This window comes from Phyllobacterium lublinensis, from assembly GCF_020164435.1.
GTDB lineage: Bacteria > Pseudomonadota > Alphaproteobacteria > Rhizobiales > Rhizobiaceae > Phyllobacterium > Phyllobacterium lublinensis.
Map to the genome: position 1 here is coordinate 18998 of NZ_JAIUDQ010000009.1, position 24764 is coordinate 43761.

16 protein-coding genes are annotated in these 24764 nt (G+C 58.1%); 5 read left to right on the forward strand and 11 right to left on the reverse strand.

Annotation, left to right across the window (positions count from 1 at the left end; all coding sequences use genetic code 11):
* Window positions 1-5: 5 nt before the first annotated feature.
* The 6 genes from K9U38_RS12730 to K9U38_RS12755 form a co-directional block, all read right to left on the reverse strand.
* Window positions 6-1247, reverse strand: coding sequence for a cysteine desulfurase (locus K9U38_RS12730; protein WP_224494716.1), 1242 nt, complete (start codon window positions 1245-1247; stop codon window positions 6-8).
* 41 nt (window positions 1248-1288) lie between these two features.
* Complete coding sequence (gene sufD / locus K9U38_RS12735) at window positions 1289-2560, reverse strand: Fe-S cluster assembly protein SufD (RefSeq protein WP_224494717.1); 1272 nt, start codon at window positions 2558-2560, stop codon at window positions 1289-1291.
* Window positions 2561-2571: 11 nt separating this feature from the next.
* A complete protein-coding gene (gene sufC / locus K9U38_RS12740) occupies window positions 2572-3327 on the reverse strand; it encodes a Fe-S cluster assembly ATPase SufC (protein WP_224494718.1) in 756 nt (251 codons plus the stop codon).
* An 83-nt stretch (window positions 3328-3410) separates the two neighbouring features.
* Window positions 3411-3617 carry a hypothetical protein gene (locus K9U38_RS12745; RefSeq protein WP_224494719.1) on the reverse strand — a complete coding sequence of 69 codons (207 nt, stop codon included), beginning with the start codon at window positions 3615-3617 and terminating at the stop codon, window positions 3411-3413.
* On the reverse strand, window positions 3617-5143 hold the full coding sequence (gene sufB / locus K9U38_RS12750) for a Fe-S cluster assembly protein SufB (RefSeq protein WP_224494720.1): 1527 nt from the start codon (window positions 5141-5143) through the stop codon (window positions 3617-3619). The genes K9U38_RS12745 and sufB overlap by 1 nt, the downstream gene beginning before the upstream one ends.
* A 166-nt stretch (window positions 5144-5309) precedes the next feature.
* Window positions 5310-6485, reverse strand: coding sequence for a cysteine desulfurase family protein (locus K9U38_RS12755; RefSeq protein WP_224494721.1), 1176 nt, complete (start codon window positions 6483-6485; stop codon window positions 5310-5312).
* A 207-nt stretch (window positions 6486-6692) separates the two neighbouring features.
* Here K9U38_RS12755 and K9U38_RS12760 point away from each other — a divergent pair, with 207 nt between their 5' ends.
* On the forward strand, window positions 6693-7367 hold the full coding sequence (locus tag K9U38_RS12760; protein WP_224494722.1) for an alpha/beta hydrolase: 675 nt from the start codon (window positions 6693-6695) through the stop codon (window positions 7365-7367).
* On the opposite strand, the gene K9U38_RS12765 is transcribed toward K9U38_RS12760, so the two are convergent.
* A complete protein-coding gene (locus K9U38_RS12765; RefSeq protein ID WP_224494723.1) occupies window positions 7364-8494 on the reverse strand; it encodes an anhydro-N-acetylmuramic acid kinase in 1131 nt (376 codons plus the stop codon). The two genes, K9U38_RS12760 and K9U38_RS12765, sit on opposite strands and share 4 nt — an antisense overlap.
* A 367-nt stretch (window positions 8495-8861) precedes the next feature.
* Here K9U38_RS12765 and tyrS point away from each other — a divergent pair, with 367 nt between their 5' ends.
* On the forward strand, window positions 8862-10115 hold the full coding sequence (gene tyrS / locus K9U38_RS12770; protein WP_224494724.1) for a tyrosine--tRNA ligase: 1254 nt from the start codon (window positions 8862-8864) through the stop codon (window positions 10113-10115).
* A 221-nt stretch (window positions 10116-10336) separates the two neighbouring features.
* Here the strand turns inward: tyrS and K9U38_RS12775 are convergent, their stop codons facing one another.
* Window positions 10337-13669 (reverse strand): DUF3971 domain-containing protein, encoded by a 3333-nt coding sequence (locus K9U38_RS12775; protein WP_224494725.1) that lies wholly within the window; start codon window positions 13667-13669, stop codon window positions 10337-10339.
* A 208-nt stretch (window positions 13670-13877) separates the two neighbouring features.
* Between K9U38_RS12775 and bcp the strand changes: the two genes are divergently transcribed.
* Entirely contained in the window at window positions 13878-14351 is a 474-nt protein-coding gene (gene bcp / locus K9U38_RS12780) for a thioredoxin-dependent thiol peroxidase (RefSeq protein ID WP_224494726.1), read from the forward strand.
* A gap of 116 nt (window positions 14352-14467) precedes the next feature.
* Complete coding sequence (locus K9U38_RS12785) at window positions 14468-15736, forward strand: M23 family metallopeptidase (RefSeq protein WP_224494727.1); 1269 nt, start codon at window positions 14468-14470, stop codon at window positions 15734-15736.
* Between the two features lie 67 nt (window positions 15737-15803).
* Here K9U38_RS12785 and prfB read toward each other — a convergent pair.
* From prfB to K9U38_RS12800, 3 genes are all read right to left on the reverse strand, one after another.
* A protein-coding gene (gene prfB, locus K9U38_RS12790; protein WP_224494728.1) for a peptide chain release factor 2 occupies window positions 15804-16944 on the reverse strand; the annotation gives its coding sequence in 2 pieces (ribosomal slippage) (window positions 15804-16874 and window positions 16876-16944; 1140 coding nt in all).
* Between the two features lie 114 nt (window positions 16945-17058).
* A complete protein-coding gene (locus K9U38_RS12795) occupies window positions 17059-19515 on the reverse strand; it encodes a penicillin-binding protein 1A (RefSeq protein WP_224494729.1) in 2457 nt (818 codons plus the stop codon).
* Between the two features lie 273 nt (window positions 19516-19788).
* On the reverse strand, window positions 19789-21018 hold the full coding sequence (locus tag K9U38_RS12800) for an N-acetylmuramoyl-L-alanine amidase (RefSeq protein WP_224494730.1): 1230 nt from the start codon (window positions 21016-21018) through the stop codon (window positions 19789-19791).
* A 688-nt stretch (window positions 21019-21706) separates the two neighbouring features.
* Between K9U38_RS12800 and K9U38_RS12805 the strand changes: the two genes are divergently transcribed.
* Window positions 21707-24652 carry an Rne/Rng family ribonuclease gene (locus K9U38_RS12805; RefSeq protein ID WP_224494731.1) on the forward strand — a complete coding sequence of 982 codons (2946 nt, stop codon included), beginning with the start codon at window positions 21707-21709 and terminating at the stop codon, window positions 24650-24652.
* The last annotated feature ends 112 nt before the right edge of the window (window positions 24653-24764 follow it).

A 24764-nucleotide genomic window follows, 5' to 3' on the forward strand; every position in this document is an offset into this window, starting at 1 on the left:
CGTCATCACCCAAAGAATTTCCGCGCTTTTTCCAGCGCATCGGCGAGAACATCGATCTCGTCTTTTGTATTATACATTGCAAATGAGGCACGGCAGGTCGACGTGACGCCAAACCGCTTCAAAAGCGGCTGGGCGCAATGCGTGCCTGCCCGCACGGCCACGCCGGCGCGGTCGATGACCATGGATACGTCGTGCGCGTGAATCCCTTCAAGCTCAAAGGATATGATCGCACCCTTGCCCTTGGCGTCCCCGAAGATGCGCAGGGAATTGATCTCACGCAGCCGCTCGTGGGCGTAGTCGCGCAAACCCTCCTCATGGGCGAGAATGGCGGCACGTCCGATCTTTTCGACATACTCAATGGCAGCGCCAAGCCCGATCGCCTGGGCGATAGGCGGTGTTCCCGCTTCAAAACGGTGCGGTGGATGATTGTAGGTGACGATGTCTTCAGTCACCTCTTCAATCATTTCCCCGCCACCCTGGAAGGGCCGCATTGCCTCGAGCATGTTCTTGCGACCGTAGAGTACTCCAATACCGGAGGGACCGTAGATTTTGTGGCCGGTAAAGATATACCAGTCGCAGCCAAGATCCTGCACGTCGACCGGCAGGTGAACCGCCCCCTGGCTGCCGTCGACCAGAACCGGGATGCCGCGTGCATGGGCGATACGGACGATCTCCTTGATAGGCGTCACGGTGCCAAGCACATTCGACATATGGGTTATGGCAACGAGCTTCGTATTGTCCGTCAGCCGGCTCTCGAATTCCTCGATATGGAATGTGCCCTGATCATCCACCGGCACCCACACCAGCTTGGCACCCTGCCGCTCGCGGATAAAGTGCCACGGCACGATGTTGGAGTGGTGTTCCATGATCGAAAGCACGATCTCGTCGCCTTCGTCGATATTCGGCATGCCGTAGCCGTAAGCGACTGTGTTGATCGCCTCCGTAGCCGATTTCGTGAATACGATTTCGTCAACCGAGGCGGCATTGAGAAAACGCCTGACGCTCTCGCGCGCCTTTTCATAGGCATCCGTGGCGGCGTTCGACAGGAAATGCAACCCCCGGTGCACATTGGCGTATTCATTGGAGTAGGTATCCGAGATCGTGTCGATGACGGCCAGTGGCTTCTGGGCCGAGGCGCCATTGTCGAGATACACCAGTGGTTTGCCATAGACCTCACGCGACAGGATGGGAAAATCGCGACGGATAGCCTCCACATCGTAGCTGCCTTGCATGATCTTCGTATCCATGTTGCCGCGCTTTCCTTGTGTATCTGGCTGCATTCAGTCGATCAGACGTGAGCGGCGAGCCACTTTTCGAGGATTGCCTCAAGCGCATCCACGAGTGGTTCGCTTTCCAGTTCCTCGACGATTTCGGCAACGAATGCCTTTATCAGCAGACCGCGCGCCTCGTTTTCCGGGATGCCGCGCGCCCGCAGATAGAACAGATGATTACCATCGATCTCCGTTACTGTCGCGCCATGACCACAGGCCACATCATCGGCAAAGATTTCCAGTTCCGGCTTGGCATCAAATTCGCCGTCGTCGGATAGCAGCAAGGTATTGCATGCCATGCGGGCGTCGGTCTTCTGGGCGATCCTGTTGACCTTGATCTGGCCCTGGAACACGCCGCGCGCGCGGTCAGTCACGACATTGCGAATGATCTCCACGGACGATGTGTTCTCAACCAGATGTCCCAGTGTCATCGTCACATCGGTATGGCTGTCGCCCCCGAGCAGGTTGACACCGCGCAGCTGGAAGTCGGAACCCTCCCCCTTCACCAGCACATGCACTTCCTGCCGGACGAGCTTGCCACCGGCATTGACGATATAGAGGGTCAATTTGGCATTGGCGCCAATCGTAGCGATGAACTGCGCCAGCTGCGTTGCTTCGAGACCGTGCTCGCGCAGGATGATCCAGGTGATTTCCGCGTCATCACCAACGGTCACATTGCTGAGGCTTGTCGAAAAACCTTCGCCCTCGCCGCCGTTTTGCCGCTCGATGACTGTCGCCTTGACGCCCTTGCCGAACTTGACCGGAAAGCGCACATGGCCCTGCCCGCGCGCCTGCGCATTCTGCAATTCGAGCGGCGTTTCCAATTCCAGACCGTCGGCGAAGGTGACCGCCCAGCCGTCTGTGACGTACGCTGCATTGATCTGGCCGATTGCATCATCGCCGTCGCGAATGGCAAGCTGGCTGATCACCGAGCCATCCGACAACTTGTCGCTGAACCTGGTGAATTCGACGCCCTCGAGACGCGGCGCCGAAACGGCCAAACCATTGGTGACGAATGCCACTGGTGAGCCGGCTACAACCGGCGGCAAGGGATTGGTGCCGGCTGCGCCATCATAGGCAGCAACGCTGCGCAGCAAAGTGCGCAGGTCGGTGTAATGCCACGCTTCAACCCGCCGGGACGGCAGACCTTGCGTCTTCAGCGCTTCGATTGCGTTATCGCGGGCACTGGCGATTTCGCCATTGCCGGGCAATTCACCCATCCGATCGACGAAAGCGTCGACCAGAGCTGATTCAGCGGCTGTGGGTTGGCGTCCTGTGTGAACATTCATGACGTTATTCCTCAGGCTGCCTCACCGATGATATCGGCATAGCCATTCTCTTCAAGGTGCAGCGCAAGTTCCTTGTCGCCCGACTTGATCACTTGTCCCTTGTACAGCACATGCACGCTGTCCGGCACGATATAGTCCAGCAGACGCTGATAATGCGTGATGACGATAACGGCGCGATCCGGCGAACGCAGCGCGTTGACGCCATCGGCAACGATCTTCAAGGCATCGATATCGAGCCCGGAATCGGTCTCGTCGAGAACGCAAAGCTTGGGCTCAAGCAGTTTCATCTGCAGGATTTCGGCGCGCTTCTTTTCACCGCCGGAGAAACCGACATTGAGCGGACGCTTGAGCATGGCAATGTCCATGTCGAGTGAGCCTGCCGCAGTCTTGACGCGGCTGAGGAACTCCGGAATTTTCAATGGCTCTTCACCGCGCGCCTTGCGCTGCGCGTTCATCGCCACCTTCAGGAACTCCATCGTCGCCACGCCGGGTATTTCCATCGGGTACTGGAAGGCAAGGAATATACCCTTGGCCGCGCGCTCGGACGGGTCAAGCTCAAGGATCGATTCCCCGTTGTAGAGGATGTCGCCTTCGGTAACCTCGTAATCTTCCCGACCTGCGAGAATATAGGACAGTGTCGATTTGCCGGATCCGTTCGGACCCATGATCGCCGCAACTTCGCCGGCCTTGACGGTGAGGTTCAGGCCGCGAATGATCTCGGTGTCCGTATCCGCGATCTTCGCGTGAAGGTTTCTGATTTCCAGCATTGGTTATTTCCTTCGTATCGTTGGGGACCAGCCAACAGGCGATCCCGCTAAAATTTCACGAGTGGATGGCTTTCTTGCCAACCTCAATCCGAACTGTCGCCGCTCAGGCTCCTCAGGCGCTCGACAACTGAAGCAAGCTCCTTGCGAGCCCGTATAAGTTCGGGCTCAAGCACTCTTTCTGTTGCCGTGGACGAGCGAGCCAATGTGTCCGTCAGTTCCTCGATGACTTCGCCCAGCTCGTCATAGCGGCGGCGTAACCTGTCGAGTTCATCCTTCGTGACAATAACCATCAACCGACGCTCCCCTCGAGACTGATGCCGATGAGCTTTTGTGCCTCAACGGCAAATTCCATTGGCAGTTCCTGGATAACTTCCTTGACGAAACCATTGACGATCAGCGCGATCGCCTCTTCTTCCGGAATGCCGCGCTGCATCACATAGAACAGCGCATCCTCCGAAATCTTCGACGTCGTCGCCTCGTGCTCGAACTGGGCAGTGGCGTTCTTGGCCTCGATATAGGGCACGGTATGCGCGCCGCAGTCATTGCCGATCAGCAGCGAGTCACACTGGGTGAAGTTGCGGGCATTCTCCGCCTTGCGGTGCGCCGAGACCTGGCCACGATAGGTGTTGTTCGACTTGCCGGCAGAAATACCCTTGGAAATGATGCGGCTCGACGTGTTCTTGCCGAGGTGCAGCATCTTGGTACCGCTGTCGATCTGCTGGTGACCATTCGAAACGGCGATCGAATAGAATTCGCCGCGCGAATTGTCGCCGCGCAGGATGACCGATGGGTATTTCCAGGTGATCGCCGAACCGGTCTCGACCTGTGTCCAGGAAATCTTCGAATTGACGCCGCGGCAGTCGCCACGCTTGGTGACGAAATTGTAGATGCCGCCCTTGCCTTCCGCATCGCCGGGGTACCAGTTCTGCACGGTCGAATATTTGATCTCGGCATCATCGAGCGCAATCAGCTCGACGACAGCCGCATGCAGCTGGTTTTCGTCGCGCTGCGGCGCGGTGCAACCTTCGAGATAGGAAACGTAGGCACCTTCTTCCGCGATGATCAGCGTGCGCTCGAACTGCCCCGTATCCCGCTCGTTGATGCGGAAATAGGTGGAAAGCTCCATGGGACAGCGCACGCCCTTCGGCACGTAGACGAAGGAACCGTCGGTAAAGACAGCCGAATTCAACGTCGCATAGAAGTTGTCCGTAACAGGGACAACGGTTGCGAGGTACTTCTTGACCAATTCGGGATGTTCGCGGATCGCTTCCGAGATCGAGCAGAAGATGACGCCGGCTTTTGCAAGCTCCGCCTTGAACGTGGTGACGACCGAGACACTGTCAAACACGGCATCCACCGCGACGCGGCCGGACTTGTAGACATTGTCGCCGACTTCCTCGTCGTCGGAAGGACCTGGCTCACCGGGCTTGCGGACACCTGCCAGGATTTCCTGCTCCTTGAGCGGGATACCAAGCTTTTCATAGGTGCGCAGCAACTCCGGATCGACATCTGCAAGCGATGCCGGACCAGTCTGGTTCTTCGGACCTGCGAAATAGACCATGTCCTGGAAGTCGATTTTTGGATAATCCACCCGTGCCCAAGTGGGTTCTTCCATCGTCAGCCAGCGTTCATAGGCCTTCAGACGCCATTCGAGCATCCACTCCGGTTCGTTCTTCTTGGCAGAAATGAAGCGGATAATATCTTCGTTCAGGCCCTTCGGCGCCTTATCCATTTCGATAAGGGTTTCAAAGCCATATTTGTACTGGTCCACATCCAGCGTACGGACACGATCAATAGTTTCCTGCACGGCAGGCATTGGCGTTCTCCATCCACGCGGGGGTCAAGGCCCCGCAGTTGCAAACGTCAAGGCGTATGTCGTCTTGAATTTTGCCTTCATGTAATGTGCATCTGCACGATTTAACACCGGTATTCACCGGATTTTTTGCAATTAACGGCTAATCATTGCCGATAATCGAAATTCTCTAGGCCGCATCGGCCGCAGCCGGCTTCAACCGGTCGCGCCGCGCGACGATATCCTTCAGCGCATCGAGAAACTGCGCGATGTCTGCCTCGCTCGTCTCAGGCGCTGTCGAAACTCTCAAACCGCCCATTCCCTCGCCATGACCCATCGCGGCCAGCACGTGGCTCGGACCAACTTTTCCCGACGAACAGGCAGAGCCTGCCGATAGCGCAATTCCCGCCAGATCGAAAGCGATTTGCACGGTTTCCGCCTTAATATCCGCCAGCGCGAAAAACGTTGTGTTGGGCAGCCGCTCAGCCATCTCGCCATAAATGATCGCGTCCGGCGCGATTGCTCGGATGCCGCGCTCGATCGCCTCGCGATGCCGCGGACGCCAGCCTTCGGATTTCAGGCGCTCGTCGGCCACGCGGGCGGCTGCCCCAAAGCCGGCAATCATGGGCAGTGCCTCGGTACCGGCGCGATGACCTTTTTCCTGGCCACCACCCCGAACCAGTGCCTTCGGCATCACGAGATCCGAAATGGCAACGATCGCACCAACCCCCTTGGGCCCGCCAATTTTGTGCGAGGAAAGGATGAGGTAATCGGCAGAACATGTTGTGATATCGAGCGGAATCCGTCCCGCGGCCTGAACCGCATCAACCACAAAGAGGCCACCAAACTCCTTCACGAGCGCGCCAATTGTTTCGATCGGCTGCAACACACCTGTCTCGTTATTGGCAGCCTGAACAGCCACCAGTGGAAGTCCCTCGTTGCGGTCATGGGATTCGAGGAGTGCGCGGAGACGCGTCAGATCAAGGAGCCCCTGACCGTCCACGGGCACTTTCTCAACCTGGTCTGCATGGAACTGGCCGCCGGCAAGGATGCACGGATGTTCGCTGGCGCTGACATAGAGCCGCGACAGTCGCATCGCCGCCCGCCCCATCACATAATTTGGTGTGAGCAAGGTTGAAGCGGCCTCGGTGGCACCCGATGTAAAGACAACATGATCTGCCTTGGCATTGACGAGAGCCGCCACATCACGGCGCGCAGCCTCCAGAATTGCCTTGGTCGCGCGGCCTTCCTGATGGACCGACGACGGATTGCCAGTCAACTCGAGCGCCTGAACGACAGCATCGCGCGCAGCCGGGATAAGCGGCGCACTTGCATTATAGTCCAAATAGGCGCGATTGCGGGCCATGCCTGTCCTGTTTCGTGTTCTTTTGAGCTCTGCGCGCTTCAAAAGCGCAATTTTCTTGAAATTCAGCCTCGGACCAGCCTATTAAGCCGTTTCGAGATAAAATTCTACACCAGTTTTGAACGGTTCTAAACTGGTTTTATGGGCGTCATTGGTTGCCGTCAAGCCCGGCTTGCAATAACCGCTCTTGCTGCCAAAAGTGGAGTACACATGCCTGAAGTGATTTTCAATGGACCAGCGGGACGTCTTGAGGGCCGATACCAGCCTTCTACGGAAAAAAATGCCCCGATTGCGATTGTCCTCCATCCGCACCCACAATTTGGCGGCACCATGAACAACAAGATCGTCTACGATCTGTTCTACATGTTCCAGCAGCGCGGATTTACGACCTTGCGGTTCAACTTCCGTGGCATTGGCCGCAGCCAGGGGGAATTTGACCATGGCTCGGGCGAATTGTCGGATGCCGCAGGCGCGCTCGACTGGGTGCAATCACTACACCCGGATTCAAAGACGTGCTGGGTTGCCGGATATTCCTTCGGCGCCTGGATCGGCATGCAGCTGCTGATGCGCCGCCCGGAGATCGAAGGCTTCATCTCCGTCGCGCCGCAGCCCAACACCTACGACTTTTCCTTCCTCGCCCCCTGCCCGTCATCCGGGCTGATCCTGCATGGCGATCAAGACAAGGTCGCGCCACCCAAGGATGTCCAGGGGCTCGTCGACAAGCTGAAGACGCAGAAGGGCATCACCATCACCCAGAGAACGATGGTCGGTGCCAACCATTTCTTTACCGGCATGACCGACGAAGTCATCGCCGAGTGCTCCGACTACCTTGACCGCCGCCTCAATGGCGAACTGGTCGAAGCCAAGCCGAAACGCCTTCGCTAAGACGGTGCGATGATGACGCCCCCAGAAACAGGGGCGTCACACCCGGTCGTGGTCGGCCATGTCAACGGCAATCCATCAAGCGCCCGTACCGCAAGATAGGCCCAGGCCTCGGCCTCCATCGAATCGCCATTGAACCCCAAATCTTCCGCGACCACGACCCTTGCGCCGGCAACTGCGGCGCCATCCTTCAGATCGGTCATTATCGTAGCATTCTTGCGCCCGCCCCCGCATATGATCCAGAGGGATGGCGTTTCCGGCGCATGGACACCTGCCTTGAGGATGGCATCGGCCGTTACGCGGGCCAGTGTGCGGGCACCGTCAGCCAGCTCAAGATCGCCAAGCTCCTCCAGCGTAAAGTCGTTGCGATCCAGCGACTTCGGTGGCGGCAAATCAAAGAAGCGCTTGGTAAGGTATCGGCCGACGCGATCGGCCACGACCTGGCCTTCACTGGCAATCGCCCCTCCGGCATCATAGGCGATGCCTGCCTTGTCCGACACCCACTGGTCGATCAGCGTGTTGCCGGGTCCCGTATCGAACGCAATCGGATCGCCATTGCCGGAGATGATCGTCACATTGGAAATCCCGCCAATATTGGCGAACACCACTGGCTTGCCCTGGCTGATTTCAGCGGGGATATGAGTGGAAAGCGCCCGATGGTAGGCAGGTACCAATGGTGCGCCCTGACCACCATGCACCATATCGTTCGCCCGCATATCATAGACAACGGGAATGCCCGTCATCGTGGCCAGCATGCTGGCATCGCCGAGCTGTACGGTCAGGCCCTGCAAAGGGCGGTGCAAAACAGTCTGTCCATGAAATCCAATGATATCAATATCATTCTTGGCGATGTTGTTATCTGACAAGAAGTCGATCACAGCCCTGGCGTGACGGTTTGACAGCTCTTTCTCGATGGCGGCGAGCACACCGGGCCGTTCTGTCCTGGCCCTGATCAACTTTGCATCATCAAGTCCAGTCTCGATCTGGCGGCGAAACGCCGTCTCGTAGGGCACGAAGGCGCTGGCGCCCCGCCGCACCTCGTTTTCGCCATCGGTGTCAATGAGCGCGATGTCGATCCCGTCCATGGACGTTCCGCTCATCAAACCGATCGCACGCCTAATCGCCGCCAAGACACTGCCTTTCTTGTGATTCGATAGAGAATGATGTTAGAGCAAGTTTTGTCTATAGGAAGCCGTTCTGCTGGAGGGCATTTGGTACAAGGTCGGGGGGTGGCGAGGCCGATGTTTATCCACCGGACAAAGCCGAGGCCCGATGGATTCGGACCAAATTCACCCGGCTCTCCGAGTTTCCGGCTGGCGGCCAACCACTTTGTCAGGCGGCGTCGTCCGATGGAAACACATCGGCCTCGCCACCTTCCGCGTGGATTGTCTCGCCACCCGGAAACAGAACTGGCTTCATATAGACAAAATTTGCTTTTAACGGCTCCGTCTCACACGGCACGCATTTCGTGCACGCCGATTCAATCAGGAAACTTTCATGTCTGCCTTCAAATCCGAATTTCTGCACACGCTTTCCACGCGCGGCTTTATCCACCAGACCTCCGACGACGCTGGCCTGGATGCACTCTTCGCCAAGGAAACCGTGTCAGCCTATATCGGCTTTGACCCCACGGCATCGAGCCTGCATGCGGGCAGCCTGTTGCAGATCATGATGCTGCACTGGATGCAAAGGACCGGCCATCGCCCTGTGGCATTGATGGGCGGCGGTACCGGTATGGTCGGCGACCCGTCGTTCAAGGATGAGGCGCGCAAGTTGATGACGCCCGAAACCATCCAGAACAACATTGATGGCATCAAGCGGGTGTTCGCCAACTACCTCCAGTTCGGCGAACGTCCAGAGGATGCGTTGATGGTCAACAACGCAGAATGGCTATTGCCGCTCAATTACCTAGAGTTCCTGCGCGACGTCGGCCAGCATTTTTCGGTCAACCGCATGCTGTCCTTCGACTCGGTGAAGCAGCGGCTCGATCGCGAGCAGTCGCTGTCGTTCCTGGAGTTCAACTACATGATCCTTCAGGCCTATGATTTCGTGGAACTCAACAAGCGTTATGGCCTGCGCCTCCAAATGGGCGGCTCGGACCAATGGGGCAACATCGTCAATGGCATCGATCTCGGCCATCGCCTGGGTACGCCACAACTCTACGCACTCACCTCGCCACTTCTGACGACTTCGTCCGGGGCGAAGATGGGCAAATCGATGAATGGTGCGATCTGGTTGAACCCGGATCTGCTGAGTCCCTATGATTTCTGGCAGTACTGGCGCAATACGGAAGATGCCGATGTCGAGCGTTTCCTCAAGCTCTACACGACGTTGCCACTTGACGAGATCGCCCGGCTGGCGGCCCTGGGCGGCGCCGAGATCAATGAGACAAAGAAGGTCCTGGCAACCGAGATCACAGCGCTTCTGCATGGCCGAACTGCTGCTGAAGAAGCTGCAGAAACCGCACGCAAGACCTTCGAGGAAGGCGCCCTCGCCACCAATCTTCCGTCGGTTGAGATGGCAGGCAGTGAACTTGAAGCCGGAATTGGCATCCTCACCCTGCTCGTGAAGGCGGGGCTGGCATCGTCGAATGGCGAAGCGCGCCGCCACATCCAGGGCGGTGCCGTGCGTGTGAACGATGCTGCCATTTCCGATGAAAGGGCGCAGGTCGGGACAGCCGAGGTAACCGCCGACGGCGTGATCAAACTATCGCTTGGAAAGAAGAAGCATATTCTGGTGAAGCCGGTTTAGAGCTTTCAGTTTTAAAACAGTCCCTTCACCCCACCCCGGACCGTTGGTCCGACTTCCGGGGCGAGCCTCTTGTCTCGCCCGCCTTCGGCCCCCATCAAGGGGAGGGTAAAGAGCTGGTGAGGCTTGTCCCCCAGCTCCCCCCTAGATGGGGCGGTCGCAGCAAAATTGCGGGTGGGGGTGACCCACTCCAACAGCGAATGCAGCCATGGGGACATACTTCCCTACTGAAACTCGAAGATCGACCGGAAGATGCCGGGCGCAATGACCGAGATCGGATTGACGAAGATTTGAGGCTGCTTCAACGGCCCTTGCAGCTTGTAGGTAATGCCGATCAGGCCGCGGTCGCGTCCGTTGCCAAGGACCAGCCCGAGGATGGGTACCTCGCCGAAGATGCGGTTGATGCCATAGGCGGGCATGAAGGTGCCGGTCAACGACATGTTGCCCTGCGGATCGCTGAGCACCCCCTGAAACGTGGCGCCGATCGTTGAGCCGCGTATGACCCCGTTGGCAAGATTGGTGTAGTTCGAACCTTTTTCGATTTGGGAGAATCCGCGATCGAAAGTCACCTGTGAGACGTCAATGTTCTTTTGCACGGCATCATTGAGGCTGGCCCCGCTTGGCGAAGTCGAAACGAGCTTCGCAAGGCGAGGCTCGTTGACAAGCGTAAAATTCTGGGCGTCGACCTGACCACGCAGCGGCCCGTCGCCCCGGGAATCTAGGGCGACACTGATGCTGCCGCCCGACATCTTGTCGTAAAAGCCGAAGAACCGCAGTACCGCACCGGCATCTTTCGACTGCAGGCTGATCGACCGTGCGCCACTCTCGGAACTGTCAGTGGCATTGGCCCTTTGCCCGGATTTCGTGATCGCATTGAACGCCAACCCCGATACGTTCGAGCCTACGCCCTCATAGGACAGTGATACATTGCGAAAGCTTTCCGAATAGAAGCCTGCAACTTCCCCTATGTCGGCATTGACCAGGATACGCTGCTTGCTGTCACCGCCGCCGGAGCTTTTCTTCTTCTTGTCGGTAATCTGGTTGAGCAGCGGACGTGCGTCGAAATATTCGCCGTTCACATCAGCCCGATAGCCATATTTGGTGCGGGCAACCTTGACGGCGATGTTGTCACCGCGATTGAGTTTCACGTCGCTGAAGTCGGCAGATGTGAGGTCGCCTTTTGTGACCTTCACATCACCGCGCAAACGAAACGTATCACCGGATATATCCAGATCCTTGATGGTGGCGTTGTCGCCATCCTGCTGCAGCGAGAACTTGGCGCTGGCCTTGACGCCAGCGCCCTTTGTCCAACCGAGTTGCGCCAGCTTGATCTCGGCTTTGGTCAAATCGGCGGTGGCAAGCCGCGAACCGTCGGCCGCCTTGTCGATATCGACCGAGATCGGACCGGAAAGCAGCGGATCGAGCGCGGGAAACAATGCGTTGCGGGTCTTGTCGTCGAGTTGCAGCGTCACGCCCTGTTCGCGCTTGGCAGGATTGTTGCCCAGTGGCTCGAACATCTTGATGTCGGCCGGGATTCCGTTGAGTTGCGCACTGGCGTCGATCCGCGCTTCATCCTGGGTGACCGACAATGTTCCATCGGCATTGGATATGATCTGTCCGTCGATTTTCTTGGCGATCGACACGTTGGACAGCTGCATGTCGGCGGACCATTTGAGGCTGCCCGGCGGCGCGCGGCGCGTCACCGGAAAAGTCACGAGCACATGGGATTTGACATTGCCCTTGATATCCTCCGGGGAGAACGGAAGGTTCTTCAGGCCGTTGATGGGCTTGAAGCCAATGATTTCGGCCACTGCAGACGCATCACCCTCCAGATTGAGGTCGAGTTCGGACAGAACGGGCCGTTGCGGCCCCCAGGGAATGGTCAGCGTGCCATTGATAATCCGGGCTTCACGATTATTGGGAGTGATCGACGACCCCTTCTCAAGATTGATGGTCGTCAAGGCACCGCGCACATTGATCTTGCCGGCAGCATTTTGGACAGGCGGCAGATCGCCAACGATATTGAAACGTGAACCCTCAACCGCAAAATCGACTTGAACTTCATCGGGTGTCAGCGGCGGCGGCTTTCCTGGACCATCAAATCGTCCGGCGCCGAAGACGACACTGATCCGGCCGTCCCTGGCCGTTCCGGCAAACAGATTCGCCATAACCCAGCGGCGCGCGCCGGTAGCGGCCCAGACTGGCCAAAGCTGCTTTGCATGGGCAACGGGTATCTGCGGAATGCGCAAGTCGAGCGTCATGGCAGGTGAGCCCTTGCCAAACGTTGCTGCCGCTCGTCCAAGGAGTTCACTTTCGCCAGCTGCCCGGACAGCGATCTCCGAAATATCAAGCTGCTTTTGCGCAAGGTCGTAGCGTCCGGCCACCCTTGCGCTGAACGGAAGTGCGGCCTCCGGCGAATCCTGCGGCGTCGAGGTCGCCTCCTGCGTGATCAACTCGAACCCGTAGCCAGGGCTGGCGGGCATCGCAGAATCGGTTACGCCCGGCTCAGGCCCGACTGCTCCCTCAACGACCCCCTTGAACGCGCCAAAATGAACGCTGGATGGCTTGATCTCGACCTTGTCGGTTCCTGACACGTGCTCGAAATTGATCTGGGACTCAACCGCCATGTCGTCGACATTGCCGATGGTGACTGGTCCATCGCCAATGTGCAACGTCCCTGCAATGCGGGCCGGATCAGAAGCTGTTGCGGCTGTGCCGTCCAGTTTGATGCTCGCCTGGTTGTCATAGGCGAGATAGGCTCCATCCGGCTTGATGCCATCCACGTCGGGAACGGGGGCCTTGCCGTATTTGCCATTCAGGGGGATGTTGCTGATCGCAAGCGAAAAGGCGTCAACCTTTGCGCCGGGAGCGGATCGCTTGGCCTGCGCCGCGACCTCGATCTGCTTGCCTCGCCATTCCACGGTACCATTGATCGCCACCGGACCGCCCGTGTCCGACAAATCGAGATTGACAATCCGCAACTGTTCCGGCTTGCCGGCAATGGCGAAATCAACCGCGGTATCCGCGATGGTGATGTCCCGTGTCTCGCGCTGATCGAGCAGCGATACGGCTGTTTGAAGTCCGGCAAAAACAGCGTTCGTCGCGGCGTCCAGATTGACCAGACCGCGTTCATCCATGGGCAGCAATGCCATGAAGTCGAATGGAACCTGCGACGTGAGCTTGATGTTTGCGCCGTCCAACTCGAGGCGCTCGACCTTCGCTTCACCCTGCAGCAGCGGCAGGGTGGCGAGGCCAATACGGACCGAACGGACATTGTCGATCTCGATCCCACGTCTGGCATCGTTGATATTGACATTACGCGCTTCGAGCGCGACGTGGCGTCGCTTGTCGAGCGATATGCTGGCAGATTGGATGGTCGCGTCGACGCTCGGTCCAAGCGCTGTTTTGAGCGCCGTTTGCGCACGCGCAGTCAGTGCCTCCCCACCGACCCCGACACGCAGGACGACGAAGGCGATACCGGCCAGTACGGCGATGAATATCAGGAAGGACGAGGCAGCGCCGCACGCAAAACGGAGACGTGAACGTCTTGGCGGCATCACCACGCGCGCTTCACCTGATTTAGAACCAGAGGGGTACTGGTGCAGTTTTGTGAAGTCCCGCTTCGTAAAACGGACTTTTTCCGGTTTCTCTGTCAAATTCCCAAGCCAATTGAGGAATCAATTGGGAAACCGTAGACGATTCCCGTACCTCTCTATAATTGCGTAACTGAGGTGGGCATTCAATAATGAAAAGAAAGGCATTCCTATGACGGCTTTGGATATCGGCAGCAATGCCCCGGATTTCACCCTGCCCCGCGACGGTGGAGGCACGATCACACTTTCCGGCCTGCGCGGAAACCCCGTCGTTCTCTATTTCTATCCGAAGGATGACACGAGCGGCTGTACGCAGGAGGCGATCGAGTTTTCCGGCTTGAAGCCGCAGTTTGAAAAGCTCGGCGTGAAGGTCATCGGCATGTCACCAGACGCGGTCAAGAAACATGACAAATTCAAGACCAAGCACGAGTTGAAAGTCGATCTTGTCGCGGACGAGGACAAGTCGATCATCGGCGCGTACGGGCTTTGGGTTGAGAAGAGCATGTATGGCCGAAAATACATGGGCGTCGAACGGACGACCTTCCTGATCGATTCGGATGGCAAGGTCGCGAAAATCTGGAACAAGGTCAAAGTTCCCGGTCATGCGGCCGAGGTTCTCGATGCCGCCAAGGCGCTCAAGGCATAATTCGCACGCTTCTGTCGGATTGGTGGTGCATCGCACCGACCCGGTCAGGGTTTGTTAACCCTAACAGAGTGTAATGATTTCACAAATTGAAGCTGCGAATCAACGAGCTAGCCGCAATGAAGAAGATCAAGAACTCCAGCATCTTCGGCAGCACAAACGAGCCCCACACGATCATTATCGCGCGGGGCAAGACAATCCGCCATTTCACAATCAGGCCATGGGCAGGGCTGCTCGGCGGTGCCCTCGCCCTGGGACTTGCGGGCAGCTACCTGCTTGCAACGTCCTATCTCGTATTTCGCGATGACCTCATCGCCGGCAGCGTTGCCCGTCAGGCGCGCCTTCAGCAGGCTTATGAAGACCGACTTGCCACGCTTCGGACCCAACTCGACCGGGTTACAAGCCGTCAGATGCTCGACCAGAGATTGATGGATGGCAAAGTCGCCGCACTGATTGAACGGCAAAAGGCCCTCGCCGAACGACATGCCAAGCTGGCCCCTGCCCTTGAACGGGCAACGCGCGCCGGCGTTAACGGCGATACGAGCCTGGCAATGGATGGTGATGATCAGGATGTCGTGAATTCCGAGGATACGGACGGCTTTTACGGCATTGATCCGATTATCACTGGACCGACAAAGTCGACGCACAAGCCGATACCGCGCGACGACAGGGAAAGGACCGGTGTCGACAAGGCGGAAATTCTCGACTCGGTCGGCCATTCCCTGAACGACATTGAATCCCGGCAGACGCAGCAAATTCAAAAACTGTCGAACGCCGCCTACGAAAACGCTGACAAGATCATGGAAGCGCTGGCGGCGACCGGGGTCAAACCTGTTCTGAATGACGACAAGGCAGGCAGCGGCGGTCCGTTGCTTCTGGCAAGCGCAGGTCCCACATCAGGCATCGACACCAATCTCGCCGACCTCGATGAAGCGCTGGCTCGCCTCGAAGGCGCCAAGGCCCTGGCCAAATCAGTCCCCATCGCCAACCCTGTTCCCGGCATGCCGGTCTCAAGCCCGTTCGGGGTCAGAAAGGACCCGCTCCTGGGCATGGTTGCCTTTCACTCGGGCATGGATTTTCGCGCCACATCGGGATCGTCGGTACTTGCCACGGCCAAGGGAACCGTAACGGCGGCCGACTATAATGGCGGCTACGGCAATATGGTCGAAATCGACCATGGCAACGGTCTTGCGACACGTTATGGCCATATGAGTCAAATTCTCGTCAGCGTCGGCCAGCAGATCAAACCGGGCGATATTCTGGGCAAGGTCGGCAGCACCGGGCGCTCCACCGGCCCGCACCTGCATTATGAAGTTCGCAAGAACGGCAACGCCATCAATCCCGCTGGCTACCTGACGATCGGCCGCGAGCTCGCCTCCGAACTTTGAACTTCAGGCTTTCGGCAATTGGAAAATAGCCATGTCACCATGGCTCTTTCCGTGTTGTGTACCGGCTTCAGGCGCCAGATCGGGCGATATCTTCGACTTCCATGTCCGATCCGTGTACCCGGTGCGCCAACGCGGCTTCCATGAACATGTCGACATCCCCGTCGAGCACGTCCTGCGGGCTGGTGCTTTCGACGCCGGTGCGCAGGTCCTTGACCAGCTGGTACGGCTGCAGCACATAGGAACGAATCTGGTGTCCCCAGCCGATATCGGTCTTGGATGCAGAGATCGCGTTTGCCTCCTGCTCCCGCTTTTCGAGCTCGGCTTCATATAGTCGTGCGCGCAGCATCGACCAGGCAGTCGCGCGGTTCTTGTGCTGTGAGCGCTCGGCTTGGCACTGCACGACGATGCCAGTGGCTATATGGGTGATGCGCACGGCCGAGTCCGTCGTGTTGACGTGCTGTCCACCTGCGCCGGAGGCGCGATAGGTATCGATACGGACGTCCGATTCGTTGACATCTATCTCGATATTGTCATCAACAACCGGATAGACCCAGATACTCGAGAACGATGTATGCCTGCGCGCGTTCGAATCGTATGGCGAGATACGCACCAGCCGATGCACGCCCGACTCGGTTTTCATAAGGCCATAGGCGTTGTGGCCCTTGACGAGTATGGTGGCCGATTTGATGCCCGCTTCTTCGCCATAGTGTACTTCGAGCAGTTCGACCTTCATGCCCTTGCGCTCCGCCCAGCGGGTGTACATGCGCAGCAGCATATTGGCCCAATCCTGGCTTTCCGTACCGCCGGCACCGGAATGCACTTCGACATATGTATCGTTGGAGTCGGCTTCACCCGAAAGCAGTGTGTCGATCTGGCGGCGATCAACTTCCTGCTTGATACCGCGAATGGCGTCTTCTGCTTCGGCGACAATCGACTTGTCATCTTCCTCTTCGCCCATGGCAATGAGTTCGATGTTGTCTTCCAGGGACTGGCTCAGCGTGCGAATCGAGTTGATGCCATCATCCAGTTGCTGACGCTCGCGCATCAGCTTTTGCGCTTCCTGCGCATCGTTCCACAGGGCGGGGTCTTCGGCGAGCTGGTTCAGATAGCCCAGGCGTTTGATTGACGTATCCCAGTCAAAGATGCCTCCTCAGCAGGCTTATGGCCTGCTTGATCTCATCGACCAGCGTCTCGATTTCGGCGCGCATTGGCTATCCGTTCCTTCTTGTCTCTTGATGGCTTTCAAATTTCGGCGGACCATATTGAGAGGTCCGCTCGATGTAAAGTCTTCATGCTTCCACGAAACGGCCGAGCCGAAGGAGTCAGAAGAGGCCGCCGCCACCGCCCTGCAGGGCACGGTTGACGTTTGGCGACTGCACCGTAACGGGAGCACCCTCCGAGAACGAATCCATACCGATCACGGAATAGCTGTCGGCAGGGCCTGTGCCCGGCTTGAATGCTTCCATGATCACGTTCGGGCCTTCGGCCGATGCGCGCATGCCGGTCTTGCGATCGATCGGAATGATCGTCATGCCATCGGGTGCAGTGAAAGGAACAGGTGGTTGTCCCTGGAGGGCGGCTTCGACGAAGTCCTTGAACACGGGGGCTGCCAGACCGCTGCCCGTGAAGCCCTTGCCCATCGGAACCGGCGTGTCATAGCCAAGATAGAGGCCGAACACGAGATCCTGCGTGAAGCCGATGAACCAGGCATCCTTTTCGTCGTTGGTGGTTCCCGTCTTGCCGGCAATCGGACGATTGAGGCTCTTCAATATGGTCGCGGTGCCGCGCTCGACGACGCCCTCCATCATTGAAGTGATCTGATAGGCGGTCATTGGGTCAAGCACCTGGTCACGATCGTCAATCAGCTCAGGATCAGCCTGACCCTTCCATTCTGCCGAGCAGTTCTCGCACTTGCGTTCGTCATGCTTGAACACAGTCTTGCCGTAGCGGTCCTGAATGCGATCGATCATTGACGGCGTTATCTTGCGCCCGCCATTGGCGATGATCGAGTAACCGGTGACCATCCGCAACACGGTCGTCTCGCCGGATCCGAGCGCCATTGCGAGCACCGGCAACATCTTGTCGTAGATACCGAAACGCTCGGCATATTCGGCCACAAGCTTCATGCCCATGTCCTGCGCGAGCCTTACGGTCATGAGATTGCGCGACTGCTCGATGCCATAGCGCAAGGTCGATGGCCCTGCGAACTTTCCGCCGTAGTTCTTCGGTGCCCATATGCCAAGGCTACCGCCCTGATCGACGGATATCGGCCCGTCAAGCACGACCGATGCCGGCGTATAGCCGTTATCGAGCGCGGCCGAATAAACGAATGGCTTGAACGAAGACCCCGGCTGACGCATCGCCTGCGTTGCGCGATTGAATTCGGATTCGGCAAAGGAAAAACCTCCGACCATCGCGAGGACGCGGCCCGTATGCGGATCCATCGCCACTGCGCCGCCTTCGATCTTCGGAACTTGCTGGAGGTCGAAGGCCGTCTCGCTGCCTTCCTTCTTCTGGACGAAGACCACGTCACCGACGTTGAATATATTCTCCAGGCTCTTGGCTGTGGTGCGCTTCTCACCGTTGAGCAGGCGGAATGCCCACTTGATGTCTGCCGCATCGATGGTGCCGGTCTTGCGCTCCGCGACAAGCTTGTCCGAGGCATCCCGCTCCGGCTGAAGTCCGATAACCGCCTGCTCTGGCGTCACCTCAAGAACGACGGCAAGCTTCCAGTCCGGGACATCGGAAAACGCCTTGATCTCGGAGAGAGGTATGCCCCAGTCACCATTGGTTGAAATTGTCTTGTAGGCGCCGCGATAGCCGCGCGCGTGGTCATATTTGAACAGGCCATGCTGGAGTGCGGCGCGAGCCATGACCTGCAGTTTCGGATCCAGTGTGGTCCGCACCGACAGGCCGCCTTCGTAAAGCGCATTCTCGCCGTAACGGGCAATGATCTGGCGCCGGACTTCCTCGGCGAAATATTCGGATGCGAAGAGATAGTTGCCGGTTCTGCGGGGCGTGACGCCAAGGGGTTCCGCCTTGGCCTGCTTCGCCTCTTCCATCGTGACATAGCCATTTTCGGCCATGCGATCGATCACCCAATTGCGGCGCTCTACTGCGCGCTCTGGCTGTCGGAATGGATGATAATTGGATGGCCCCTTGGGGAGCGCTGCGAGATAGGCGGCTTCCGCTACTGTCAGTTCGTTGACGGACTTGTTGAAATAGGTCAGGGCCGCACCGGCGATCCCGTAGGAGTTCAGGCCGAAGAAGATCTCGTTGAGATAGAGTTCGAGAATGCGATCCTTGGAATAGGCCTGTTCGATGCGGAAGGACAAAATGGCTTCCTTGACCTTGCGGCCGATGGTCTGGTCATTGCTCAACAGGAAGTTCTTGGCCACCTGCTGGGTAATTGTCGATGCGCCGACCGGGCGGCGCGAACCCCAGTTCTGGATATTGGTGATAACCGCCCTGGTCAGGCCGCCAACGTCCACGCCTGGGTGCTGGTAGAAATTCTTGTCTTCGGCCGAAATAAAGGCCGCCTTGACGCGATCGGGAACCGCCTGGATCGGCAAATACAGCCGGCGCTGGCGCGCATATTCCGCCATCAGGGCACCGTCGGAAGAATGAACACGCGTCATGACCGGCGGTTCGTATTTCGCCAGTACTTCGTAGTCCGGCAGGTCCTTGGACATGTTGACGACGTAGAGCGCAACCGCGCCTGCCGCCAGAAGCGCCATGACCGTGCCGATCCCGAAAAAATATCCGATCAAGCGTATCATCTGTACCCGGAACCCATTTCACTTGGTTGGCATGTATACTATCAATGCATGAACCGATCCATGCAGATTGCATCGTGGAAAACACCGGCGGGAGGTGTTCCTTATCCGGCAATCGTCCAAAGCACGGCCGGTAGCTCGTCGACGCAATTGAGCGACAAATGTGACAAAGGCAAGGAGAACCCGACCCTCTTCACAATTTAAATACCAATTGTGGAGTTTCGGCAACGCAAAGATCGAAATCGCCTGACCCCATTCGGGGTTAACCGGAACGGTCTAGTTTAGCGCGCCTGCGGTCTTCTTGCCGGCAAATTCGCCTACAGCCGAGGCAAGCCTTTCGGCAACGTGGCCCCGCCACACCGGGTCGAGCATCAGTTTCTCGTCTTCCTCATTGGAAAGATACCCGATCTCAACCAGTACCGAGGGAACGTCTGGTGCCCGCAACACCTGGAACCCTGCAAAGCGATGCGGGTTGTTGATCATGTTGACGTCCTTCTTGAGCGACTTCACCACCGTCTTGGCAAAACTCAAGGAAAACGTGTGGGTTTCCCTTCGTGTAAGGTCCATGAGAATGTCGGCAATCTCCGGCGCCTCGTTGTCGAATGTTATGCCGGCCACCGCATCGGAACGGTTCTCGCGATCGGCCATCGCCCGCGACTCGGCATCGGAGGCCTTGTCGGAGACCGTATAGACGGTCGCCCCGCGGATATTGCCCCTGTTAATGGTGTCAGCATGGAGGGAGATGAAAAGGTCCGCCTCGTACTGGCGGGCCACCCGCACGCGTTCGGTCAGGCGAAGGAACTCATCGCCGTTGCGGGTCATTTCCACCCGCAGGCCAGGCACTTTGCGCAGCTCGTCCCGCAGCTGCTCTGCAAACATCAGCGTGACGTTCTTTTCCAGAATGCCACTGGCGCTCTCGGCGCCGCTGTCGATGCCGCCGTGACCGGGATCAATCACAACTGTAAACGGCTTCGGCCCCTTGCTCACCTCGTCTGGTGCCGCGGGTGCAATCCGATCACCTTTTGGCGCTGTTTCGGTTGACGCCGTTATGGCACTCTGTGTCGTGAGCGCCTCCGCGAACTTCCGGTCAGACGATGCCACAAAGTCCGCGACGAGCCGGTACCCCGGACTGTTGTCATTCTTGATGACGTTCAGCTGCTCGACCGCAAAGGGCCCCTTGATGGTGAATATGAGCCGTGAGCGCGCATCATCGATCAGACCGTAGCGCACATCCGTGATCAACCCGCGCGGTTCAGTGGATTTCTTGTCGAAGGCAAAGACCGCTTTTGGCATGTCGATCGCCAACCGGTGCGGCTGATCGAGCAGCATGGTTGAAACGTCGGGCTCCCGATCGAAATTGATGACGACGCGGGTACGCAGCTCGTCGCCGGCTGCCTGATAGGTCAGCGCTGCCAACTCGTCCGCCGCCAGCGATGGCCGGGCTACCTGCACAAAAACCAGGAAGCCGATGGCAACCGCCACAAATATCCGACAGATCACGCTCATCCCTCTTGCCAATCGGTGCCATGCGGGCAAGCAAGTCCCACTCGCACAATGTTTATCAGACACGATGATCCTTGGCACCCCGCCGAGGACACACTATCTGTGACTAATTGGTAAGGAACCATGGTTAATATTATCTTATGGCACCCGATGTCGCCGCTAACTCAATGACAGGATTATGAAGAAGCCCTTGTCATAACGCGACACACCTCCTAAAAGCAAAGGTGGGTTACTTTCTGCCCTCCGGAATCAGGCTCTTTGATGTCACGGCAAATGACCGGCTGACGAAGAGACGGAAATTCGGAGTGGCAATGGCGATGTTTCGCTGAGGTAACCGAAAAAGAATTTGGCGCGGGCAGACAGGGATTGTCGGCAGCGCTTTTATGAACGGCAGATCGCGCAGACAAGGCGCATCGAGCCAGCCCTTTCGAGGGTGTTAACAGTGTCGGCACAGCTCAAAAGCGTGCCATTCGTGAGGTCGTTTCGTCAGGAACAGAGATGTTTGGTACAGACGTGACTATACCCGGCTTGCAAGCCGCGGCTGCTCGAGGGCAGCTCCGCGCGATGCCGTGTCTGTCTGTTTCTGCGAACTCAAATAAATCCGGCAAATGTGAAGACGCGGCTCCCGGGACCCCAAGGGTTTCCTGGCTGCCCCGCGTTGAAAGCATTTCAGCCGGGGAGAAGAATTATAATGTCGGACAAAATGCTAATCGACGCCTCCCACCAGGAGGAAACACGGGTTGTCGTGGTTCGCGGCAATCGAATTGAAGAATTTGACTTTGAATCGGAACACAAGAAACAGATCAAGGGCAATATTTATCTGGCACGCGTTACGCGTGTTGAACCGTCCCTGCAGGCTGCCTTTGTAGAATACGGCGGCAACCGCCACGGGTTTCTTGCTTTCAGTGAAATCCATCCCGATTACTACCAGATCCCCGTTGCCGATCGGCAGGCCCTGATCGAGGCTGAAGCCGAGGCCGCAAGCCAGGACGAGGATCATGAGGAAAGCGCCAGCGAACAGCGCACTCGCGACCGTAATGATCGCAGCTCTCGCAATCGCCGCCGCGGGCGGCGCGGCGGTCGGCAAGGTGATGATTCCGCAAAGCTGGATGCTTCTGACGATGAAAATGCCGAGACTGAAGAGGCGGCTGCAGAAGCCGGCGACGGTCAGGAGGCAGCAGAACAGCCGGCGCCAGCCGAGTCTTCCGATGAATCATCGGAAGAAGGCGGCGGCCAGACACTCGCTGCAGCGATCGAAGCCGATGTGATTTCTGAGGCTATCGTCGTCAGTGCCGACGAAGCATCCGAAGATGATGCTTCGGAAAGGTCGGCGCCCGAAGCCAGTGAAGGCCGTTCAAGGTCCAAGCGCTCGCACGAAGACAAGGACGATGGACATGACGAGCTTGATGAGGTCGAGTCCGTCGGTGCCGAAGATGCGATGGAGGAAGTGCCGACTCATCAGCGTTTCCAGCGCCGCCAGTACAACATCCAGGACGTCATAAAGCGCCGCCAGATCCTGCTGGTCCAGGTGGTCAAGGAAGAACGGGGCAACAAGGGTGCAGCCCTTACGACGTATCTTTCGCTTGCCGGCCGCTATTCCGTCCTGATGCCGAATACCGCCCGTGGCGGCGGTATTTCGCGCAAGATCACCAGTGTCCAGGATCGCAAGCGCCTCAAGGATATCGTCAAGGACCTGGAGGTGCCGAAAGGCATGGGTGTGATCCTGCGCACCGCAGGGGCCAACCGCACCAAGCCGGAAGTCAAGCGCGACTATGAGTACCTGATGCGGCTGTGGGAAAATGTCCGCAACCTCACCCTCTCCTCTAGCGCGCCGACTCTGGTCTATGAAGAAGGCAGCCTGATCAAGCGCTCCATCCGCGACCTTTACAACAAGGACATCACAGAAGTCCTGGTCGCTGGCGAAAACGGCTATCGCGAAGCCAAGGATTTCATGCGCATGCTCATGCCGAGCCATGCCAAGGTGGTTCAGCCCTACCGCGAACTCACGCCGATTTTTGCGCGCAACGGCATCGAAGCGCAGCTCGATCGCATGTTGCAGCCGCAGGTAACCTTGAAGTCTGGCGGCTACATCATCATCAACCAGACCGAAGCGCTGGTGGCGATCGACGTCAATTCGGGCCGTTCGACGCGCGAGCACTCCATCGAGGATACCGCGCTGCAGACGAACCTCGAGGCTGCCGACGAAGTTGCCCGCCAGCTTCGCCTGCGCGACCTTGCCGGTCTGATCGTGATCGATTTCATCGACATGGAAGAGAACCGCAACAACCGCGCGGTCGAAAAGCGGATGAAGGATTGCCTCAAGGACGATCGCGCCCGAATTCAGGTCGGCCGCATATCGCACTTCGGACTTCTTGAAATGTCACGCCAGCGCATTCGCGCCAGCGTGCTGGAATCGACAACCCAGGTCTGCGCCATGTGTGGCGGCACGGGTCATGTACGTTCCGCTTCTTCGATCGCCCTTCATGTCATGCGGTCGATCGAGGAATACCTGCTGCGCCATTCGCAGAACAACATCATCGTTCGCACGACCGTCGCAACGGCACTGTATGTCCTCAACCACAAGCGTCAGAACCTTGCGGATCTCGAAGCGCGCTTCGGGCTGACAATCAGCATCGAGGCCGATGACAGCGTGGGTGCGCAGCACTTTGCGATCGACAAGGGCTCCATCGCCCTCGGGCCAATAGTTCCCCTTACGGAAACGCCCGCGCTCGGAATTGCCGACGATTTTGATGAATCCGACCCGGTCATCGACGAGACAGATGAGGAAACCGTCGAAAGTCCGGTCGGCGAAACCGCCAGAAGTGCCGACAATGACGACGCATCGCGCAAGCGCCGGCGCAAGCGGCGTCGCCGCGGCGGCCGCGACCGCCAGGAAGGTGCAGGTGCCGAGCAAGGCCAGTCTGCACGCAGTGACGACGACGGGGATGATGCCGATCAACCGCCCGTCGAAGGCGAAGATGCCGCCGCTACCAAGGCGCGCGAGGAAGAAAACGAGCGGCGCAAGAAGCGGCGGCGTGGCCGTCGTGGCGGACGCAAGAACAAGCGGTTCGAAGACGGGGACGATGTTGCACAACGGGCCGCGAAGCCAGTACCGGATGCAGAGCCGGTATTCGTGTCGATCCCGCTGCCAGACTTCGCCAAGCCAAAGACCATTGAAACCCTTGCCGATGCGGCAGAGGCGGCATCCACGCCCGCAATAGTTGAAGAGCCTGTTGTGGAAGCGGCTCCCGTGGCTGAGGACGCGGTGCCCGTTAAGAAGCCTGCAAAGCGCAAATCCCGCGCCAAGGCCGCAACGGAGGCCGACGTTGTTGCGGTTGAAGCCGCTGCTGTCGAAGTCGTCGCGGAAGCGCCAGTCAAGCCGAAGCGCGCTCCGCGCAAGTCGGCGAAGAAGACTGAGACAGTCGAGACGACACCCGAAGTAGCGCCCGTCGCTGAAGCGCCGGTTGAGCCTGTGGAGGCAACACCTGTGTCGGCACCTGAGCCGGTCGCGTCGCCGGAACCAAAGAAAGCCGACGATAGCAAGCCTGTCGTCACCTCTACGAGTCCGGCGGAAAAGAAAACTGAAAGTGAACCGGCTCCCAAGCGTGGCTGGTGGCAAAAGAAGGGCTTCTTTTGATCCCCTGCAATCTCGATGAATGACTTGAAAGACCGGCACCTTTGCCGGTTTTTCTTTGAAGAGACTTTGCCCGCCGCAGAATTGACCAAATGCGCTGGCTTCACAAAGTGGG

What these genes read in the sequence shown, in the direction of transcription:
- K9U38_RS12730 (WP_224494716.1), bottom strand. Translation starts at nt 1,247, where the DNA reads ATGGATACGAAGATCATGCAAGGCAGCTACGATGTGGAGGCTATCCGT.
- sufD (WP_224494717.1), bottom strand. Translation starts at nt 2,560, where the DNA reads ATGAATGTTCACACAGGACGCCAACCCACAGCCGCTGAATCAGCTCTG.
- sufC (WP_224494718.1), bottom strand. Translation starts at nt 3,327, where the DNA reads ATGCTGGAAATCAGAAACCTTCACGCGAAGATCGCGGATACGGACACC.
- K9U38_RS12745 (WP_224494719.1), bottom strand. Translation starts at nt 3,617, where the DNA reads ATGGTTATTGTCACGAAGGATGAACTCGACAGGTTACGCCGCCGCTAT.
- sufB (WP_224494720.1), bottom strand. Translation starts at nt 5,143, where the DNA reads ATGCCTGCCGTGCAGGAAACTATTGATCGTGTCCGTACGCTGGATGTG.
- K9U38_RS12755 (WP_224494721.1), bottom strand. Translation starts at nt 6,485, where the DNA reads ATGGCCCGCAATCGCGCCTATTTGGACTATAATGCAAGTGCGCCGCTT.
- K9U38_RS12760 (WP_224494722.1), top strand. Translation starts at nt 6,693, where the DNA reads ATGCCTGAAGTGATTTTCAATGGACCAGCGGGACGTCTTGAGGGCCGA.
- tyrS (WP_224494724.1), top strand. Translation starts at nt 8,862, where the DNA reads ATGTCTGCCTTCAAATCCGAATTTCTGCACACGCTTTCCACGCGCGGC.
- K9U38_RS12775 (WP_224494725.1), bottom strand. Translation starts at nt 13,669, where the DNA reads ATGCCGCCAAGACGTTCACGTCTCCGTTTTGCGTGCGGCGCTGCCTCG.
- bcp (WP_224494726.1), top strand. Translation starts at nt 13,878, where the DNA reads ATGACGGCTTTGGATATCGGCAGCAATGCCCCGGATTTCACCCTGCCC.
- K9U38_RS12785 (WP_224494727.1), top strand. Translation starts at nt 14,468, where the DNA reads ATGAAGAAGATCAAGAACTCCAGCATCTTCGGCAGCACAAACGAGCCC.
- K9U38_RS12795 (WP_224494729.1), bottom strand. Translation starts at nt 19,515, where the DNA reads ATGATACGCTTGATCGGATATTTTTTCGGGATCGGCACGGTCATGGCG.
- K9U38_RS12800 (WP_224494730.1), bottom strand. Translation starts at nt 21,018, where the DNA reads ATGAGCGTGATCTGTCGGATATTTGTGGCGGTTGCCATCGGCTTCCTG.
- K9U38_RS12805 (WP_224494731.1), top strand. Translation starts at nt 21,707, where the DNA reads ATGTCGGACAAAATGCTAATCGACGCCTCCCACCAGGAGGAAACACGG.